The sequence below is a fragment of the Polaribacter sp. BAL334 genome, from assembly GCF_015767435.1.
Lineage (GTDB): Bacteria > Bacteroidota > Bacteroidia > Flavobacteriales > Flavobacteriaceae > Polaribacter.
Genome location: NZ_JADWOV010000319.1, coordinates 275,366 through 295,769 on the forward strand (window position 1 = coordinate 275,366; position 20,404 = coordinate 295,769).

The following is a 20,404-nucleotide window of genomic DNA, read 5'->3' on the forward strand; positions in this document are numbered from 1 at the left end:
ATTGATGGCAAATTCTTTTCATAAATCATTTCAAATTAACGGGATTTCCTTTAAAAGTGTTGAAGAAATTTTAGCTCATGTTTCTCAAATTTCGGCTGAAATGCATGAATTTTTGTCAGATTGGTTTTCAAATGAAAAAACGATTTTAGTCAAAACTTCTGGTTCTACAGGGATTCCAAAAACAATTGCATTGCAAAAAGAATTCATGATAAATAGTGCTATTGCTACAGCCACCTATTTTAATTTACCTCAAAAAACGACAGCATTACTTTGTTTGCCAATCACTTACATTGCAGGAAAAATGATGTTGATTCGTGCCATTACCTTGGGTTGGCATTTGGATATTGTAGAAGCATCTTCAAATCCTTTGGAAAAAATTTCTAAAAGTTTTGATTTTTCTGCAATGATTCCACTTCAATTGGAAAATTCATTGCAACATTTACATCTAATAAAAAAACTGATTGTTGGAGGAGGAGCTGTATCTCAGCAACTTCAGGAAAAGATACAAACAATTGATTGCAAGGTATTTGCAACGTATGGAATGACAGAAACCATCACGCACATTGCCATTAAAAAATTGAATCATACCCAAATAAGCCCAACTTTTTTCGAGGTTTTACCCAATGTTTCCATTTACAAGGATCACAGAGATTGTTTGGTCATTGATGCAAAAAACATTTCTGAAAAGGTGATTTTTACCAATGATATTGTTCAATTGGTTTCCAAAAACAAGTTTGAAATCTTAGGGAGATTTGACAATATCATCAATTCTGGGGGAATTAAATTGCAACCAGAAATCATTGAAGAAAAATTATCGGAAATTATAAAACTGCGTTTTTTTGTTGCTGGAATTCCAGACGAAAAATTGGGTGAAAAGTTAGTGTTGTTGATTGAATCAGAGGGAAAAATAGACAAGGAAGATGTGTACAAATCAACCCTTTTTTCTCAGATAAAAACGTTGAAAAACATTTCAAAGTTCGAGATTCCGAAAGAAATTGTTATTTTGAACAATTTCAATGAGACCACTTCTGGGAAAATTCAACGAAAAAGTACTTTAGAAAGCCATCATTTTTAAAATCCGTTGGCAATTTTTTCCAACTCATTTTTGTTGAGAATAATGATGTTTTTTCCTTCAAAATCAATGTATTTACTTTTCTTAAATTCTGATAATAATCGAATACAAGATTCCGTTGCTGTACCAATAATATTGGCAATATCTTCTCTAGAAAGTTGCAAATTAATTGCTCCTAAATCATTGATACCAAATTTTGTTTGAAGTTTCATGAGCGTTTCAGCCAAGCGTTGTTTCACACTTTTTTGTGCCATGTCTACTACCAAATTATCTGAATTTTTCAAATTAATAGCCATGTTTTTTAAAACATCCATGGTAAATGCAGGATTTTTCTCCAAATCTCTAATAATTTCTTCTCTTGGAATAAAACACACTTCCATGTCCTCTAAAGCAATGGCATTTAGATTGGAGACTTCTTCTGAAATCAAACTTCTTTCTCCTAATAAATCTCCTCTTTTAACCAAATTTACGATTTGATTTTTGCCGTTTTCACTCATTTTTGAAACCTTGCAAACTCCATCTTTGATACAATAAACACCATTTAAGTAATCTCCTTCTTCAAAAATAGGTTCTCCTTTTTTGATGATTTTAGAAGTTTTACAATTAGACATTCTCACCAAATCATCTTTGGAAAGGTGTTTAAGTGAATTAAATTGACGAACGATACATTGTTCACATTTGCTCATAGAAAAGTTAATTTGTGCCTCATCAAAGATACTGAAAAACTGACAAAAATCATATTTTAATTGCATAAGAATTTTCAACTTTGCAATCGGCAAACGAGCAAATATGAACACTACACATTGTTATCATTGTGGAGATTCTTGTAATGATACTGACATTCAAAAAGATGGGAAAAATTTTTGTTGTAACGGTTGTAAAACTGTGTACGAAATTTTTTCTGAAAATGAACTGACTTGTTATTATGATTTTCAAGAGAATCCTGGTGCAATTCCTTCTGAAATAAAGGGAAAATACGACTTTTTAGACAATCCGAAAATTGCTGAAAAATTGTTAGAATTTGATGATGAAACTACGCAAATCATCACACTTTTCATTCCTCATATTCACTGTAGTTCGTGTATTTGGGTGCTTGAAAATTTGCATAAATTGAATCCAAATATCACTGCTTCACAAGTTGATTTTCCTAAAAAAACGGTCAGAGTTACTTTTCATGCGACTAAAATTTCATTGAAAGAAGTTGTAATTCTGTTAAGTTCTATTGGGTATGAACCTTATATTAGTTTGGAAGATTACGAATCTGGAAAAAAAGCGGTGGATAGAAGTTTGATTTACAAACTCGGAATTGCAGGATTTGCCTTTGGAAATGTGATGTTTTTATCTTTTCCAGAGTATTTTGAAGTTTCAGAATTTTGGTTAGATCACTATAAAAACATCTTTCGTTGGTTGATGTTTGCTTTTTCACTTCCTGTCGTTTTTTATTCAGGAAATGGCTATTTTATTGCAGCATATAAAGGACTGAAATCGGGAATACTAAACATTGATGTTCCAATTGCATTGGGAATTGCAGTCTTATTTATCAGAAGTTTTGTTGAAATTTTATTTGATTTAGGAACCGGTTTTTTTGACAGTTTAACTGGGTTGGTATTTTTCCTTTTATTGGGAAAGTTTTTTCAGCAGAAAACCTATAATTTCTTGTCTTTTGAACGTGATTTTAAATCCTATTTTCCGATTGCTGTGACCAAAATTTTGGCAGATGGCAAAGAGGAAAATATTCAAATTTACGAGGTACAAAAAGGAGATAGATTGCTCATCAGAAATCAAGAATTGATTCCTGTTGATGGAATTTTAATCAATGGAAATGCACAAATAGACTATAGTTTTGTGACAGGTGAAGCAATTCCTGTATCCAAAAAATCGGGCGATAAATTATTTGCAGGAGGAAAACAACTGTCAGGAATTTTAGAAATGGAAGTGTTGGCTTCTGTTTCGCAAAGTTATCTGACGCAATTGTGGAGCAATGATGTTTTTAAGACAGAAAAGCAATCTCATTTTAAAAACATCACAGATACCATCAGTAAAAATTTCACCATTTTTGTGTTGTCTGTTGCAACAATAGCCACTATTTTTTGGTTGTTTTTTGATGCTTCAAAAGCGCTAAATGTTTTCACTGCGGTGCTTATTATTGCTTGTCCTTGTGCAATTGCATTGGCAGCTCCTTTTACATTGGGAAACATGTTGCGTATTTTTGGAAAAAAGAAATTCTATCTGAAAAACGCCACAGTCATTGAACAATTAGCGACGATCAATTCCATCATTTTTGATAAAACAGGCACACTTTCTACAGCAAAAGAAAGTAGCATTTCTTATGTTGGAATTCCATTGAATGACTCTGAAAAACAGCTCGTAAAAAGTGCATTAAGAGCCTCAAATCATCCTTTGAGCAGAACCTTATACAATTCATTTTCAGATATAAAAACAATTCCTGTTTCAAATTTCAAGGAAATTATAGGCAAAGGAATTGAAGTGATTTTTGATGAAAAACGGATAAAAATAGGTTCCGCTTTATTTGTGCAAAACAATGCTTTGCCAATTTCATTGGATACTTCAGTTCACGTTAGTTTTGATGATGAATACAAAGGAAAATTCACTATAAAAAATTCCTACAGAAAGGGATTGAAATCACTTTTTGAGTCTTTAAAAAGCACGTTTGATTTGGCAGTTGTTTCTGGAGACAATAGTGGTGAAAAGGAATTTTTATCTCAAGTTTTGCCTGATAACACTACATTTTTATTCGACCAAAAACCAGAAGATAAATTGCAAATTGTAGCAGATTTTCAATCCAAAAACAACAAAGTTGCTATGATTGGAGATGGTTTAAATGATGCTGGAGCTTTGGCAAAAAGTGATGTGGGAATTGCCTTATCAGAAAACATCAATGTGTTTTCGCCTGCTTGTGATGCCATTTTAGATGCGAGTCAATTTCAAAAAATTGACCAATTTTTCAATGCTTCCAAAAAAGCCATAAAAGTGATAAAATACAGCTTTTTATTGTCACTTTGCTACAATTTAGTAGGATTGTATTTTGCAGTTACAGGTCAATTAATGCCCGTAATTGCAGCTATTTTAATGCCTTTGAGTTCTATAAGTATTGTGGTTTTTACAACGATTAGTACCAATTTAATAGGAAAAAAAATCTAAGTTATGAGTGTACATATTGAGGCCAAAAAAGGTCAAATTGCAGAAACTATTTTATTACCTGGTGATCCAATGAGAGCAAAATGGATTGCGGATACCTTTTTAACAAACGCATTTTTATACAATGACGTTCGTGGAATGTTCGGTTTTACAGGTACTTATAAAGGAAAAAGAATTTCAGTTCAAGGCACAGGAATGGGCATTCCTTCTACGCTGATTTATTGTCATGAATTGATAACAGAATATGGAGTGAAAAACCTCATTAGAGTGGGTTCTGCAGGTTCCTATCAGAAAGAGGTGAACATCAGGGATATTGTGATTGCGATGGCAGCTTCCACCAATTCAGGATTGAATACGATTCGTTTTAACGGCGCTGATTTTGCGCCAACAGCAAGCTTTACCTTGTTTCAAAAAGCAATAGAAATCGCTAAAGAAAAAAACATTCCCATCAAAGCAGGAGGAATTCTGAGTTCGGACGAGTTTTATGCAGATGAATTTGATTCATATAAAAAGTGGGCTGAATATGGTGTATTGTGTGTAGAAATGGAAACTTCGGGTTTGTATACGATTGCTGTAAAACATCACGTAAATGCGTTGTCAATTCTTACCATTTCGGACAATTTAGTGACCAAAGAACGCACTACAGCTGACGAAAGAGAGCAAACGTTTAAAGAAATGATTGAAATAGCCATTGAATTGGCATAACACATCCCAATGAAATCACTCATCCAAAAATACAACATTCCAGGACCAAGATATACAAGTTACCCAACAGTTCCCTTTTGGGATGCTGCTGAATTTTCAACAAAAAAATGGCTTCATAGTTTTCAAAAATCTTTTGCCGAAAGCAATTCATCTGAAGGAATCAGTGTGTACATTCATCTGCCATTTTGTGAAAGTTTGTGTACGTTTTGTGCGTGTCATAAACACATTACCAAACGTCATGAAGTTGAGGAGGAATATCTTGAAACGGTGCTAAAAGAATGGGAACTCTATCTGAATTTGTTGCATGAAAAACCCATCATTAAAGAATTGCATTTGGGTGGAGGAACTCCCACTTTTTTTTCTGAAAAGAATTTACGTTTTTTAATAGAAGGAATTCTAAAAAATGCCACAAAACATTCAAAGGCTGAATTTAGTTTTGAAGGTCATCCTAACAATACAACTGAAGCGCATTTACAAACTTTGTTTGATGTTGGTTTTAGAAGAGTTAGTTTTGGGGTGCAAGATTACAATGAAAAAGTTCAAAAAGCCATTCACAGAATTCAACCTTTTGAAAATGTAGAAAAAGTAACCAAGTTGGCTCGAAAAATTGGCTACACTTCCATAAGTCACGATTTGATTTTTGGATTGCCTTTTCAAACAGCTGCTGATATTATTGATACCATTACCAAAACTAAAATCTTACAACCTGACCGAATTTCTTTTTATAGTTATGCACATGTGCCTTGGGTAAAAGGTGTTGGACAACGTGGATTTAATGAAGATGATTTGCCAAAAGACGAAGAGAAAAGGAATTTATACGAAATTGGAAAACAACTTTTTGCTGATTTTGGGTATGAAGAAATAGGGATGGATCATTTTGCTTTACAAACAGATGAATTATACATCGCAACAAAAAACAACACATTACATCGAAATTTTATGGGATATACCGCCAATAAAACACAGTTGATGATTGGGCTGGGAATGTCTGCAATTTCCGATTCTTGGGGGGCTTTTGCTCAAAATGTGAAAACCGTAAAAGAGTATCAAAAGTTGGTTTCTCAGGGAGAAATTCCAGTTTTTAGAGGGCATATTTTAACAGATGAAGATTTGGTAATGCGCCAACATATTTTGAATATGATGTGCCAATTTGAAACTTCTTGGAATGATGAATCCATGAAATTTGAAAATTTGGAGGTTCATTTGAATTTGTTACGAGAACTAGAAAATGATGGTTTGGTCATCATCAAAGAACACTCACTTGAAATTCCGGAACATGCAAGGCCCTTTGTCAGAAATATCTGCATGGCATTTGATAAAAATTTGCAACAACAGCAATCCAAAGAGAAATTATTTTCACAAACAATATGACCAATTGATGTAATAGGATTGTTTTTTTTTAAAAAAAATATGAATATGACAAATGTCATATTTTGAGAAAGTCAATCCAAGTATTTTTGACACATAAAATCTATCAGGCAAGATATGAGCGTAATATACCTACTACTTTCACTAAGTATTTTAGTTGCATTAGTTTTCCTAATCGTATTTATTTACGCAGTAAAAAAAGGTCAGTATGATGATACATACACACCTTCAGTCAGAATGTTGTTTGATGACGAGCTAGTAAAAACCAATAAAAAATTAACCAAAGACTAAATTTAAATTTATGGAAATGCAACAATTTTATTATGACAATAAGATCGTTAAAAAGTTTATCTACGCAACTTTGCTATGGGGAATAGTAGGGTTTTCAGTGGGATTACTTTTAGCTTTTATGTTTTTATTCCCAAATCTAACTGACGGAATTTCGTGGTTGAGTTTTGGTCGTTTACGTCCTTTACACACCAATGCCGTAATTTTTGCTTTTGTTGGGAATGCCATTTTTGCAGGGGTGTATTATTCCTTGCAGCGGTTGTTAAAAGCCAGAATGGCAAGTAACTTTTTAAGTAATTTTAACTTTTGGGGTTGGCAGTTGATCATTGTGGCAGCTGCAATTACGCTTCCTTTAGGGTATTCAACATCCAAAGAATATGCAGAGCTAGAATGGCCAATTGACATTGCCATTGCGTTGGTTTGGGTAGCTTTTGGTGTCAACATGATTTGGACAATTTTACAACGAAGACAACGTCATTTATATGTAGCTATTTGGTTTTATTTAGCCACTTTCGTTACAGTTGCAGTGTTGCATATTTTCAATAGTTTAGCGCTTCCAGTAAGTGCTTTAAAATCATATTCTGTGTATGCAGGAGTGCAAGATGCCTTGGTTCAATGGTGGTATGGACACAATGCAGTAGCATTTTTCTTAACAACACCATTTTTAGGATTGATGTATTATTTTGTGCCAAAAGCAGCAAACAGACCTGTATATTCTTATAGATTATCAATTGTACACTTTTGGTCTTTGATCTTCATTTATATTTGGGCAGGACCTCACCATTTGTTGTATTCTGCTTTGCCAGATTGGGCTCAAAATTTAGGGGTTGCTTTTTCAGTTATGTTAATTGCACCTTCTTGGGGAGGGATGATTAATGGTTTATTGACATTGAGAGGTGCTTGGGATAAAGTACGTGTTGACCCAGTTTTAAAATTCATGGTAGTTGCAATTACAGGTTATGGTATGGCAACTTTTGAAGGACCAATGTTGTCATTGAAAAACGTAAATGCGATTGCACACTTTTCAGATTGGATTATTGCTCACGTTCACGTAGGTGCGTTGGCTTGGAATGGGTTTTTAACATTCGGGATGATATATTGGTTAGTACCAAGATTATTCAAAACTAATTTGCACTCTGTTGCCTTGGCAAATGTGCACTTTTGGGTAGGAACTTTAGGAATTATTTTATATACATTGCCCATGTATGTGGCAGGTTTTGTGCAAGCCTCTATGTGGAAACAATTCAATCCTGATGGCACATTGACCTATGGTAATTTCCTAGAAACAGTCAACGAAATTATACCCATGTATTGGATGCGTGCGATAGGAGGAAGTATGTATATTTTGGGTGCAATTATCATGTTGTACAACATCATCAGAACAGTAAGAGCTGGAAGTGATGTTACAGATGAATTGGCTGAAGCTGCTGCTTTAACAAAAGTAGCTTCTCACAGAACAAAAGGTGAAGGCTATCATACTTGGTTAGAACGTAAACCAATAAAATTAACCATTTATGCAACCATCGCCATTTTGATTGGTGGTATTGTGCAAATCATTCCAACATTGTTAGTAAAATCAAATATTCCTACCATCAGCAGTGTAAAACCGTATACTCCGCTTGAATTGGAAGGAAGAGATTTGTACATCAGAGAAGGTTGTGTGGGATGTCATTCTCAAATGATTCGTCCATTCAGAAGTGAAGTGGAACGTTATGGCGAGTATTCAAAAGCAGGAGAATATGTATATGACCATCCATTTTTATGGGGTTCAAAAAGAACAGGACCTGATTTACATAGAGTGGGTAAAAAATACAATGACAATTGGCATTTGAATCACATGTATGATCCACAAAGTACGTCACCTGGTTCTATCATGCCTTCCTATAAATGGCTAATTACAAATAAATTAGACAAGTCAAAAACCGAAGATAAAATGCGAGTGATGGTTTCTTTAGGCGTTCCTTATACTGACGAAGAAATTACGTATGCACAAGCAGCTATGAATCAGCAAGGGAAAATGATTGAAGAAAATCTATATCAAGATCCTGATTTTGTAAAAAATTATGAAGCTGATAAGAAATATGCCAAAGAAAACGGATTGGAATTTATTGAAATGAAAGACCGAGAAATCATTGCTATCATAGCCTATATCCAACGTTTGGGAACGGATATCAAAGTAAAAGAAGATCAAATTTCTAAAAAATAAGCACATGTTAAAGTTTGTAAAAAATCATATGGAAAGCATCACAGGAATTGAAATATATCCTATGATCTCATTGCTCATATTCTTCACTTTTTTTGTTTTATTGTTTTGGTGGGTATTCACAGCAAAAAAAGAGTATATAAAAACAGTCAGTAATTTACCTTTAGAAGATAACTAAAATACCAGTAAAACATGAGAAAGTATTTTCAATCAACAGTATATGTAGTTTTTGTAATTGTTACTTTTTTAGCTCTTGCAAAATCGTTTATGGTCTATAAAAATCCATTTGATGTGTATGAAAATCCATTAGTTTGGTTGGCATTGATAGGATTTGTATTGGTCATTGTATTAAAAGAAGTTGTCAATGTCATGGCTGTGAATAGAGCCAAAACATTGCAAGACGAAAAAGATGGTGTTGTACCAGAAATCAAAGAAGCTTGGTATAGCAGCTTTTTAAAATCGTGGACAAAAGCAAAAGATATTGAAGAAGAACACGAAATTGTGTTGGATCACAATTACGATGGTATCAAAGAATTGGACAATTCTTTACCTCCTTGGTGGGTATATATGTTTTACGCAACCATCATTTTTGGAGTGGTGTATTTGATTCGTTTTCATGTGTTAGGTGCAGATAATCAAGCTGTTGAATATGAAAAAGCGGTTGCTGAAGCTAGGGCAGAAGTTGAAAAATTCAAAGCGACTTCACCCAATGTTTTTGATATTGAAAATGTTACTTTATTAACAGCGGATGCAGATTTAAAAAGAGGAAAAGCCGTGTTTAACCTCAATTGTGCTTCCTGTCATTTGGCAGATGGTGGAGGGCAAATTGGACCTAATTTAACGGATGAATACTGGATTTTAGGTGGTGGAATTAAAAATGTGTTCAATACTGTGTATAATGGAGGTAGAGATGGAAAAGGAATGATTGCTTGGAACAAAACCCTTAAACCAGAAGATATTGCAAAAGTAGCTAGTTATGTGCTTTCCTTGCAAGGCACAACTCCTGATGTTGCCAAAGCTGCTGAAGGAGAAATTTGGGTGCAAGAATAGCATCAAATACTTAAAACAACAAAAATGGAAACACCTAGTAACGAACAATTTAGAGACAGTATTGCCACCATAAATACCGAAGGAAAGCGTTCTTGGGTGTATCCAAAAAAACCTAGTGGGCGCTTTTACAAATACAGAAGCTATGTCAGTTATTTCTTATTGATATTTCTTTTTGCTGCGCCTTTTATCAAAATTAATGGAAACCAATTTTTATTGTTCAACGTTTTAGAACGTAAATTCAATATTTTTGGATTTCCTTTTTGGCCCCAAGATTTCTACTTATTTGTCATTTCCATGATAACAGGAGTCGTGTTTGTCATTCTTTTTACTGTTGTTTTTGGACGTATTTTTTGTGGATGGATTTGTCCGCAAACCATTTTTTTGGAAATGGTTTTCAGAAAAATAGAGTACTGGATTGATGGTGATCGTGGAAAACAAATGCGTTTGGACAGACAACCTTGGAATGCCGAAAAAATACGAAAACGCCTGTTAAAATGGTTCATTTTCTTTGTCATTTCATTTTTAATTGCCAATGTTTTTTTAGCATATCTAATTGGGGGAGACACTTTGATAAGTTATATTACGGGCAATCCACTTGACAACGTAAGAACATTAATTTCGTTATTAATTTTCACAGGTGTTTTCTATTTTATTTTCGCTTGGTTTCGTGAGCAAGTGTGCATCATTGCTTGTCCTTATGGAAGATTGCAAGGAGTGTTATTAGACAACAAAACCATCAATGTTGCTTACGATTACAAACGTGGTGAGGGTGAAAAAGGACGCTCTATTTTTAGAAAAGGAGAAGACAGAGAAGCTGCTGGCAAAGGCGATTGTATCGATTGCAAGCAATGTGTGGTGGTGTGTCCTACAGGAATTGACATCAGAAATGGTACGCAATTAGAATGTGTCAATTGTACAGCATGTATTGATGAATGTGATCATATTATGGAAAGTATCAATCTTCCCAAAGGATTGATTCGCTATGCAAGTGAAGACAACATTGTCAAAAAAGAGCCTTTCAAATTTACACTTCGAATGAAAGGATATTCTGCAGTTTTATTCATATTGGTAGGGGTTTTAGTGGGCATGCTTTTCCTGAGAAATGATGTAGAAGCCAATATTTTACGCCTGCCAGGACAATTGTATCAACAAAAAGAAAACAACATTATCAGTAATGTATATACGTATAAAATCATCAATAAAACAACACACAAAATCGAGGATGTGAGCTATCAATTATTGTCTCACAAAGGAACCATCAAAGTAGTTTCTGACAGGCATTTTTCAATTCCTGAACAGGGATTGTCTCAAGGTACGTTGTTTATTGAATTGCATAGTGCTGAATTAGAAAAAGATAAAATAACTCTAAAAATAGGGGTTTTTAGTAAAGGAAAGTTAATAGAAACAACGACTACTAATTTTCTAGGTCCAAGAAGTTATCGTTAAATAATTAAAAAAATGAAATTCAATTGGGGAACAGGAATCGTACTAGCATTTATAGGGTTTATTGGGTTTATCCTATACTTTGTGATTTCTATGAGTGTAAATGAAAAATACAGTCATGACTTAGTAACAGAAAAATATTATCAAAAAGAATTGGAGTTTCAAGACCGAATTGAAGCTACCAAAAACGCTCAAGAATTTGAGGATGTAATGAAGGTCATCAGTTATGATGAAGGACTTTTTATTTTTTTTCCTTCAAATATTGATTATAACAAAATTAAAGGTAAAGTGTTCCTATACAGACCATCTAATAAACAACTAGATTTTGAAATGCCAATTTCAATTTCTGATAACTATTTGCTCGTGCCTGAGAATCGTTTAGTAGATGGTCGTTGGAACATCACTGTGGAATGGGAATACAAAAATAAGAAATATTTACACGAACAAGAGCTCGAAATTTAATGTTGATATCTGCACTTATTTTTGGGTTGGTTGGCAGTTTTCACTGCGTTGGCATGTGTGGTCCCATCGCTTTTATGTTGCCTGTTGATAGGGATTCTCCCATCAAAAAAGCCTTGCAAATTCTCAGTTATCATTTGGGCAGATTGTTTACTTATAGTTTGATGGGAATTCTCTTTGGCTATCTAGGCAAAGGGTTTTTCTTGTTTGGGTTTCAACAACAAATCGCTATTATTACAGGAGTTTTAATGATTTTATTGGTTGTTTTTCCCAAAATAACGGCTAAAATTCCTTTGTCAAAAGTCCTCAATCAATTTGTTTTCAAAGTAAAAAATGCGTTGGGGAACGAATTGAAAAAGAAAAACAACGACACTTTTTTTGTGTTGGGTTTTTTAAATGGTTTGTTGCCTTGTGGTTTGGTGTATATGGCTATTTTAGGCGCATTGACTACATCCACACCCATTTCAGGGGCGTTTTATATGTTTCTTTTTGGATTAGGAACCATTCCTTTAATGACAGTTGTGGTATATTTTGGAAGTTTTACAAAAGGAAATTTTAGAACCATTATTCAAAAAGCCATTCCAGTAGTGGTTGTTTTTATGGGCGTTTTATTCATTTTACGGGGTTTAGGATTGGGAATTCCGTTTCTTTCTCCTCCTGAGCCAGTCTTGACATCTGCTATTGAAACTGTAAAAAGTTGTCATTAAAAAAGGTAGACACTAATTTCACCAATTTCACGGAAGTTTGTGAGTATAAATTCACATTACATTTACTTTGAGAACATTTGTGATATAGCTATTATACAAAATCCACAAAGAAGCCACAAAATCCACAAAGTTGTCATTAAAAAAGTAAGACACTAATTTCACTAATTTCAGGGATATAAGCGAATATAATTTCACGTTACATTTTCTTCGAGAACCTTAGTGTCTGCTTTGTGAACCTTAGTGCTATAGCTATTACACAAAAACCACAAAGAAGCCACAAAATCCAAAAAGTTGTCATTAAAAAAGTAAGACACTAATTTCACTTATTTCACGGATGTAATTGAATATAATTTCACGTTACATTTTCTTTGAGAACCTTTGTGTCTGCTTTGTGAACCTTTGTGATATAGCTATTACACAAAACCCACAAAGAAGCCACAAAATCCAAAAAGCTTTTATTGAAATTTGATTTGACACTAATTTCACTGATGTAATTGAATATAATTTCACGTTACATTTTCTTCGAGAACCTTAGTGTCTGCTTTGTGAACCTTAGTGCTATAGCTATTACACAAAACCCACAAAGAAGCCACAAAACCCACAAAGATGTCAACCTAAATTATTTTTCAAAAAACTTTTTTTATCAGGCAACCTTTTTGCAACTTGTGTCGTCTTTACCAATGTATGGCATTATAAAAAGCAACAAGATTGAAAATAATTACATTGCATACCCAAGAAAAATTGCTCATCAAAAAAGCAATGGACAACAACAGAGAAGCGCAAAAAGAACTCTTTGAGCGTTTTTCTCCCAAAATGTTGGGCGTTTGCAGGCAATATGTAAAAGACATTTTTCATGCTGAAGATTTGATGTTGCAAGGATTTTTAAAGGTGTTTACTAATCTGAAAAACTTTGAACACAAAGGAAGTTTTGAAGGTTGGATTCGTAAAATCATGGTGAATACCTGTATCACTTTTTTACGAAAAAAGAACGAGTTGGATTTCTATGAGGATGCAGATGTATTTCAAACAGAAACCACAGAAAACCTTGAAAACACTACTGTAGAAGATCTACAAAAGTTGATTGATTTGCTGCCAGATGGCTATAAAGTGGTTTTTAACCTCTATGCCATAGAAGGTTTTAAACATTCGGAAATTGCTGAAAAATTGGGAATCACAGAAAGTACCTCTAAATCGCAATTGTTCAAAGCCCGAAAATTATTACAAGACAATTATTATAAAATGAATACAACAGCTCATGAAATCGGCCATAAAAAATAGGTTGCGCAAGCAAACATCAATGAATAAAAACCGATTGCATTTGTGACCGCTAAAAAATAGATTTTACACAAATGAAAACACCTAATATAGACAATATTATCAAAGAAAAGTTGCAAAACAGAACCTTGCAACCATCTGATTCAGCTTGGGAACGTTTGGCTGTTCAGTTGGATGAGCAACCTAAAAAAGCCTCAAAACCATGGTTGTTGTACAGCAGTGTTGCAGCCGGAATTTTACTATTGGTTTCTGTGGGATTGAATATCATTTTATCAAACGATGAACAAGTAACGCCAAGTCAAGAAGTGGTTATTCAACCTATTGACTCAAGTGACCTTAAAAAATCGATGGATACTAAAATCGATGAGAATTTGCCAAAGACCTTATTAGTTCAGCAAACAGACATCAAAAAAAGTACCCCAAAAAAGGATGTCAAAAAAGCTTTTGAAAAGGAACAACGCAATGAAAACCTATTGGCAGAAAATCTTGTGTTTGATTCTTTATACAAAGGCATTGAAACCGTCCAACATCAATCCAATCAAACTGAAAAAACGGATAGAAAAGAAACGACAACATCCATCAAAATCAATAGCGAAGATTTGCTATATGCAGTAACACATTCACCCAAAGAAGTGCAAACCTATTACGCAAAATACCAAGTGAATAGAGAGGATGTGATGCGAATTATCAAACTAGAACTCAAACAATCGAACCTCAAACTCAATCCTGAAACCATTTTGGCAGAGGTGGAGAGAACTATTGATGAAGACGATTTCAAAAATAATTTTATGCAATTTCTCAAAAAAAGAGTGGTGGATATCGCCAGTGCCATAGCCACAAGAAATGACTAAAATTCGAATGTAAAATTACTGAAAACAAACCTTTAAAAAACCCAAAACCATGAAAAGAATACTACTAACACTAGTGTTGTTATGCACAACTATTGCCCAATCTCAAGAAAAAATTGTCGAAAAAACCTTTGAAAAAGAAGTCGCGAAAATCTCGAAAAGAATCGAAATGATTACCAAACAGCAAAAAGATTCCTTAAAAGACAAAGTAGTTGCCATTGATAAAAAGTTAGAAAATGGCGAAATTACCGACGAAAATGCCTCCAAACTAAAAAAAGAAGCTGCTGAATATCATGCCAATCAAATTGAAGTTTTGGTGAGCGAGCAAGAGCGTTTGTTGCAATTGTTGGTGCAAGACAAAACCAATGGAAAAATTGCCAGTAGAGATGATTTCTTTGGCTCAAACGAAGATTACAATACGTTTTCTATTGGAAATACTACCTTTCGATTCAATGTTTCTTCGGATGAAGACGATGATAAAAAAAGCAGAAAAGAAAGAAAATGGAGCTATAAAAACCGTAGCAGCCGAAGAACATCTACACAATTTGTGTTTGCCATGGGAATCAACAATGTGTTGGAAAACAATCAATTCAGTTCCTTGAGTGACTCAGAATACGAATTATGGCGTTCGCGTTTTTACGAATTGGGTTTGACATGGAAAACACGTTTTTCAAAAGAACCTTCGCAATTGTATTTCAAGTATGGAGTGTCTTTTTTATGGAACAATTTGCGCTTGGAAGACAATCAATTTCATGAAAAAAATGGCGATGTTACCAATATTGTAACCTATCCGAATCAATTGTCAGAAAGCAGATTGCGTCATGTGCAAATGAATTTTCCAATGCATGTGGAGTGGGACTTGTCCAAAAATAAGACTGCCAAAGACGGTCGTATTTTAGACAGACGAAATGATTCTTTTCGCATTGGACTTGGAGGTTTTGTAGGCTTTAAATTGGGCACAAGACAATATTTGGAATACCAAGACAATAACGGAGTTGCCATCACAGAATTGCAAAAAAACAATTTCAATATGAATACTGTCAACTACGGAATCAGTTCGTATATGGGTTATAAATCCACGAGTTTGTATGTGAAATACGATTTGAATCCTTTGTTTCAAGACACCAATATTCGCAATATTTCCATGGGAATTCGTTTGGATTTGGATTGATAAAACCCACTTTGTCTTCGTAAAACCTTCATTGATTTTTCGGTGGAGGTTTTTTTGTGGTGTTTGAGTTCAAAGTTCAAGATTTTTAGTTTAAGGTTGGAGTGTTGCCACCTTGAATCTTGAATCCCAAACCTTGAACTCCTTCCGCCACGAATTCACGAATGTTGAATTGATTTGATGGATTTCCACGGATGAGAATCAATTTTCAATTGATTTGAATCAAGCATAACAATAAATTTCTTGAGCTCTAATTCTACTTAAAAGTTACTAAAACCTTGAATCTTGAATCCCAAACCTTGAACTCCCACCGCCACGAATTCACGAATGTTGAGTTGTTTTGATGTATTTTTAAGAATGGAATCAATTTTCAATTGATTTGAATCAAGCATAACAATGAATTTCTAGAGCTTTAATTTTACTTAAAAGTCACTAAAACCTTGAACATTGAACCCAAAACCTTGAACTACATAACACAAGTTGCTATCCCCTCAGTGCCCAATTGCTATCCCCTCAGTGTCCAACTGCTATTGGCTCAGTGTCGAATTACCAACTATTGTACTATTAATAGATAATAAATACTAGTATTAATAACATTAAAATACTATTATTATTGACTAAAATATAGTACAATAATAAGTAATAAATACTATAATATTTATCAATAAATAGTACTATATTTTAGTTAATAATAGTACTATATATAGTTAGTTCTCACGGTGCGCAATTGCAGTTAGGCACGTGCCAGATTGCAAGAACTCACTGAGGGAGTTACAACAACACTAGTATTTAACAACAAAGAAACAAAGAAAAAAAGGAAGCCATAACCCAAACATTGATTTTCACAAAGCTATGATACTCTAAAACTGAGTGAAACGTTTTTGATGCTTCTTTTAAAACTATGTTTCGCTTATGTGGTTTAAAATAGTATACATGACTTCGGAAAAGTTGAGCGAACTCATAAGCAGTGAAAGTAGTTTAACCAAAACTGATGTGATTGCTGTACTGCACTTCTTAGGTAAAAAAATGCAGCTGTACTTGGAGCAAGTCAAAGTGATTGATTTGGATTACATAGGCAAATTTAAAATGGGATTTCAATGCAAAGGAGCGGAAGACCCTAGCCAACTAAAATCACCACAAAGCATAAAAAAGTTTCAAATCAATTACCAACCCACAGCCAAAATTAAAAATCGATTGAAAAAGGGCATCCCTGTGTTGAAAGAGACATAGGGAAAAGCCTATTTTTTTTCAGGATTTTTCGGGTATTTGCATTACTGATACAGATGGTGTTGGTTTATTTGTATTTTGGGGGCTGATATGTGGAATTGTGAATTTTAAAATAGTTATTTACACTTTTGCATATTAATTAGTAATACTTAATTATGAAAACAAATAACCATAATGACTAAAAAGGATTATATTCAAAAACTTGGTCTAGATGAAAATCCATTTCAATATACAAATGCTGATAAAGAAATTGATTTAATAGATAAATACTTTATTTACCCAGATTATTTTGAAGATGTTTGGGGTGACACATCAGCACCAGTTTCAAATATAGTATATGCACCTCGTGGAGGTGGTAAAACAGCACAAAGATTAATGATTGAAAAGAGAGCTGAAAAGTTTGATGAAATTCTAACAATTACTTATACTGATCATGACCTATCAAACTTCAAATCAATAAATGAAATTGGTCTTTCCTATCACTTAGAATATTTAAATCGGCTATTACTACTTTCGTTTTTTAATAGGCTACATTCAATGGATGATTTTAAATATATTTATGAATTCAGTTTTAGTGAAAGGCAATTTCTATACAAATTATGCAGGATTTACCTTTTTGAAACTCCTGCTTCCTTTCCAAAACAAGCAATAAATTCACTTAAAACAATTGAAGACCATGCATTTGATATTTGGAAAAAGTTTAAAGAACCTTTTGCTAATGTAATTAAAGCTATATCAAAGGCAAAAGGTGCAGAAATTGATATTTCAAATATTGAATTAGATAAAAAACTTCAATTATCACATAAAGACAACTTTATTAATATTAAAGAATTTATAAAACGACTAGGAATATCCACTATTTATATATTGGTTGATAAGGTTGACGAACAAAGTTTGACAGGAAATGACCCTAAAGCTAGTTATATTTTTATCTCCGAACTTATAAAAGATTTAGAATTATTAGAAACAGAAGGTGTCGGTTTTAAGTTTTTCTTATGGGATGCCTTAAAACCTTATTGTGTTAAAGATGCTAGACCTGACAGAATATTTGCTTTTACTTTAAAATGGGAGTTTGCACAGATTAGAACAATGCTAAACAAAAGACTATCTGCATATAGTTCAAATAGGATTAATGATGCTACAACTTTATTTCAGCATAAAAAGGGACTAGGAAGAGTTATTTTATTTTCAGAATTTTCACCTAGAGATTGTATTCGAATATTTAATAGAATTTTATCAGAACAATTTAAAGAAAATGATGGTTCTAAAAATTTTAGTCTTTCTGTTGTAAACACATCTATTGACCTATTTTGCAAAGAAAAAATTAATGAATTTTTACAGAGTCAAAGCAATATAAATCATCTTGCTAAAGTTAATGGAGCTTCATTTTCTATAGAAGAATTGGTTACAAAAAAAGTTGCTGCTAATTCACCAACAATAAGAAATATTATACTTCCTTGGTCGTCATCTGAATTACTTAAAAAGATTGGTTTAGTAACTAGAAAAGGTAAAAAGGCAGTAAATGAATATGCTTTTACAGATATACGAATGGCTCGTTTTGCTTGTAATGCTATAAATATGGAAGATTTTATCAAAGAAAAAGTAAAAAGATGCAAAGCCGATAATTGTAAATCTTTTGCTTATCGAGATTTTAATAAAAAACAATACACATGCTTGGAATGTGGAACTGAATTATGAAAAAACTAAAACCACAATTTCGATGGTGTATAAAAAATTCTGGACTGCCTAGTAAAATATTTCCTAATATTATAAATTAAACAACTTGACAATATATGTTCCGTTTATTGTTTTATAAAAAAAATAACCCATAATTTTCCCCCACATTATTTTTTGTCAACACTACAAATACTATTATATTTGAGAAAAATAAACTTTGAGCCTATTTCAGAACGCTGTTCTCAATAAATACTTACAAGGATTGGATTCGGAAAAAGTGGCGGAAGCTTACGAACGGTTTACAAGCCATTTCCATAATCCCATTATTCGTATGAAGAAAAGTATGCAATTTATCAGTATCTTCTTTCTTATTTGCTGTTGTTTTTCTTGTACTGAAGAGGATACAATGACTCAAGAGCAAGAGGCACAAAACATCCAACAACTATTTACCGAAATAGAAACCTTGGCAAAAAGTGTTCCTTGCGAAAATGCTACTGAATGGCGTTTTACAAGCTATGGAAGCAAAGCGTGTGGAGGTCCTGTGGGTTTTATAGCCTATCCCAATTCCATTGATACTGAACTTTTTCTTCAAAAAGTAGCTGCTCATAGAACTGCCCAAGAAAATTACAACGAAAAATGGCGCATTGTAAGTGATTGTTCAGCACCTGCTCAACCAAGTGGTGTTGTTTGTGACAATGGAAATCCTGTATTTGTGTATTAAAAGCGAATTTTCACCAATAAAATAGCAGCATTTACAATCAAGTTCTGAAAGATAAAATAAATCAATCAACCTAAAAATAAAACTATGGCACTTATCAATCCTCACATCAATTTTAATGGAAATGCTGAAGAAGCATTCCTTTTTTACAAATCGGTATTTGGTGGTGAGTTTTCAAAAATCATGCGATTCAAAGACTTAGCAAGCGATGATTTTCAAGTTTCAGAAAATGAGGAACATAAAATTATGCACATTGCTTTGCCCATAGGCAACAATGTTTTGATGGGAAATGATGTTCCTGAGATTTTAGGAAAAACGAATGAAAACGAAAACAGGTCAAAAATTGCCATTAGTGCAGAAAGTAAAGAGGAAGCTGATAAATTATTTCACGGGCTTTCTGCTGGAGGACAGATTGAAATGCCTATTACTGATAGTCCTTGGGGTTCTTATTTTGGGATGTTTAGAGATAAATACGGAATTGAGTGGATGGTAGATTACGACCCAAAATATAAAGGAAAGGTGTATTAGAATATGAATAAAACACTATAAATAAACAACTTAAAAAAACTTTATGAATATTTTATCTTTAGAATTATCCACTGACATCAACAGCAATAGCAACCTAAAAGAAAGAGTTGACCATTTTGAAAATTTACTCAGTGAATTGCGCAAAAGAGCGTTGCCTGATGCATTGATTCAGTCTATAAATAAGGCTATTGAAGAGATACATACTGCTTCTTCTCAAGAAGCACAACTCAAAAATGTGCTCAGAAAGAAACAATCTTCCATCATCAAAATGCTTGAAAAAGAGATGAAATTGGTTCCAAAATTTTATTATCGAAATCTTTGGATGGTATTGGGAATGTCTGCTTTTGGAATTCCTTTGGGAGTTGCTTTTAGCTTGAGCATAAAAAATATGGGTTTTATTGGAATTGGATTGCCCATAGGCATGGCAATTGGGATGATTGTAGGTACAAATATGGATAAAAAAGCGTTTGCCGAAGGCAGGCAGCTTGATGTTGTTTTGAAATACTAAG

20 protein-coding genes are annotated in these 20,404 nt (G+C 33.4%); 19 read left to right on the forward strand and 1 reads right to left on the reverse strand.

The window, feature by feature from the left end:
* Nucleotides 1-4: 4 nt before the first annotated feature.
* Entirely contained in the window at nucleotides 5-1,075 is a 1,071-nt protein-coding gene (locus IU405_RS14340) for an AMP-binding protein (RefSeq protein ID WP_197439300.1), read from the forward strand.
* On the opposite strand, the gene IU405_RS14345 is transcribed toward IU405_RS14340, so the two are convergent.
* The gene (locus IU405_RS14345) at nucleotides 1,072-1,758 is read right to left on the reverse strand and encodes a Crp/Fnr family transcriptional regulator (RefSeq protein ID WP_197439301.1); all 687 of its coding nucleotides are present in this window, start codon (nucleotides 1,756-1,758) and stop codon (nucleotides 1,072-1,074) included. The two genes, IU405_RS14340 and IU405_RS14345, sit on opposite strands and share 4 nt — an antisense overlap.
* 103 nt (nucleotides 1,759-1,861) lie before the next feature.
* Here IU405_RS14345 and IU405_RS14350 point away from each other — a divergent pair, with 103 nt between their 5' ends.
* The 18 genes from IU405_RS14350 to IU405_RS14430 all read left to right on the forward strand — a co-directional run bounded on the left by IU405_RS14350 (nucleotide 1,862) and on the right by IU405_RS14430 (nucleotide 20,403).
* A complete protein-coding gene (locus tag IU405_RS14350) occupies nucleotides 1,862-4,234 on the forward strand; it encodes a heavy metal translocating P-type ATPase (protein WP_197439302.1) in 2,373 nt (790 codons plus the stop codon).
* Between the two features lie 3 nt (nucleotides 4,235-4,237).
* Entirely contained in the window at nucleotides 4,238-4,936 is a 699-nt protein-coding gene (gene deoD, locus IU405_RS14355; RefSeq protein WP_197439303.1) for a purine-nucleoside phosphorylase, read from the forward strand.
* 9 nt (nucleotides 4,937-4,945) lie between these two features.
* Nucleotides 4,946-6,307: an oxygen-independent coproporphyrinogen III oxidase gene (gene hemN / locus IU405_RS14360; protein WP_197439304.1), complete on the forward strand. Its 1,362-nt coding sequence runs from the start codon at nucleotides 4,946-4,948 to the stop codon at nucleotides 6,305-6,307.
* A 114-nt stretch (nucleotides 6,308-6,421) separates the two neighbouring features.
* Complete coding sequence (gene ccoS / locus IU405_RS14365; protein ID WP_197439305.1) at nucleotides 6,422-6,595, forward strand: cbb3-type cytochrome oxidase assembly protein CcoS; 174 nt, start codon at nucleotides 6,422-6,424, stop codon at nucleotides 6,593-6,595.
* Nucleotides 6,596-6,605: 10 nt separating this feature from the next.
* Complete coding sequence (gene ccoN, locus IU405_RS14370) at nucleotides 6,606-8,798, forward strand: cytochrome-c oxidase, cbb3-type subunit I (protein ID WP_197439306.1); 2,193 nt, start codon at nucleotides 6,606-6,608, stop codon at nucleotides 8,796-8,798.
* A 4-nt stretch (nucleotides 8,799-8,802) separates the two neighbouring features.
* Nucleotides 8,803-8,973: a CcoQ/FixQ family Cbb3-type cytochrome c oxidase assembly chaperone gene (locus IU405_RS15735; RefSeq protein WP_231749767.1), complete on the forward strand. Its 171-nt coding sequence runs from the start codon at nucleotides 8,803-8,805 to the stop codon at nucleotides 8,971-8,973.
* Nucleotides 8,974-8,987: 14 nt separating this feature from the next.
* Complete coding sequence (locus IU405_RS14375; protein WP_197439307.1) at nucleotides 8,988-9,845, forward strand: cbb3-type cytochrome c oxidase N-terminal domain-containing protein; 858 nt, start codon at nucleotides 8,988-8,990, stop codon at nucleotides 9,843-9,845.
* A 24-nt stretch (nucleotides 9,846-9,869) separates the two neighbouring features.
* On the forward strand, nucleotides 9,870-11,291 hold the full coding sequence (gene ccoG / locus IU405_RS14380) for a cytochrome c oxidase accessory protein CcoG (protein WP_197439308.1): 1,422 nt from the start codon (nucleotides 9,870-9,872) through the stop codon (nucleotides 11,289-11,291).
* Between the two features lie 12 nt (nucleotides 11,292-11,303).
* The gene (locus IU405_RS14385) at nucleotides 11,304-11,750 is read left to right on the forward strand and encodes a FixH family protein (RefSeq protein WP_197439309.1); all 447 of its coding nucleotides are present in this window, start codon (nucleotides 11,304-11,306) and stop codon (nucleotides 11,748-11,750) included.
* Entirely contained in the window at nucleotides 11,750-12,454 is a 705-nt protein-coding gene (locus IU405_RS14390) for a sulfite exporter TauE/SafE family protein (RefSeq protein WP_197439310.1), read from the forward strand. Before IU405_RS14385 ends, IU405_RS14390 begins: the two co-directional genes overlap by 1 nt.
* Nucleotides 12,455-13,162: 708 nt before the next feature.
* Nucleotides 13,163-13,732, forward strand: coding sequence for an RNA polymerase sigma factor (locus IU405_RS14395; RefSeq protein ID WP_197439311.1), 570 nt, complete (start codon nucleotides 13,163-13,165; stop codon nucleotides 13,730-13,732).
* A gap of 71 nt (nucleotides 13,733-13,803) precedes the next feature.
* Entirely contained in the window at nucleotides 13,804-14,580 is a 777-nt protein-coding gene (locus IU405_RS14400) for a hypothetical protein (protein ID WP_197439312.1), read from the forward strand.
* Nucleotides 14,581-14,629: 49 nt separating this feature from the next.
* Entirely contained in the window at nucleotides 14,630-15,748 is a 1,119-nt protein-coding gene (locus IU405_RS14405) for a hypothetical protein (RefSeq protein WP_197439313.1), read from the forward strand.
* A gap of 930 nt (nucleotides 15,749-16,678) precedes the next feature.
* On the forward strand, nucleotides 16,679-16,975 hold the full coding sequence (locus IU405_RS14410) for a DNA-binding protein (protein ID WP_197439314.1): 297 nt from the start codon (nucleotides 16,679-16,681) through the stop codon (nucleotides 16,973-16,975).
* A 171-nt stretch (nucleotides 16,976-17,146) separates the two neighbouring features.
* Entirely contained in the window at nucleotides 17,147-18,670 is a 1,524-nt protein-coding gene (locus IU405_RS14415; RefSeq protein ID WP_197439315.1) for a P-loop ATPase, Sll1717 family, read from the forward strand.
* A gap of 196 nt (nucleotides 18,671-18,866) precedes the next feature.
* A complete protein-coding gene (locus IU405_RS14420) occupies nucleotides 18,867-19,370 on the forward strand; it encodes a hypothetical protein (protein ID WP_197439316.1) in 504 nt (167 codons plus the stop codon).
* 84 nt (nucleotides 19,371-19,454) lie between these two features.
* A complete protein-coding gene (locus tag IU405_RS14425; protein WP_197439317.1) occupies nucleotides 19,455-19,895 on the forward strand; it encodes a VOC family protein in 441 nt (146 codons plus the stop codon).
* 43 nt (nucleotides 19,896-19,938) lie between these two features.
* Entirely contained in the window at nucleotides 19,939-20,403 is a 465-nt protein-coding gene (locus tag IU405_RS14430; RefSeq protein WP_231749768.1) for a hypothetical protein, read from the forward strand.
* The last annotated feature ends 1 nt before the right edge of the window (nucleotide 20,404 follow it).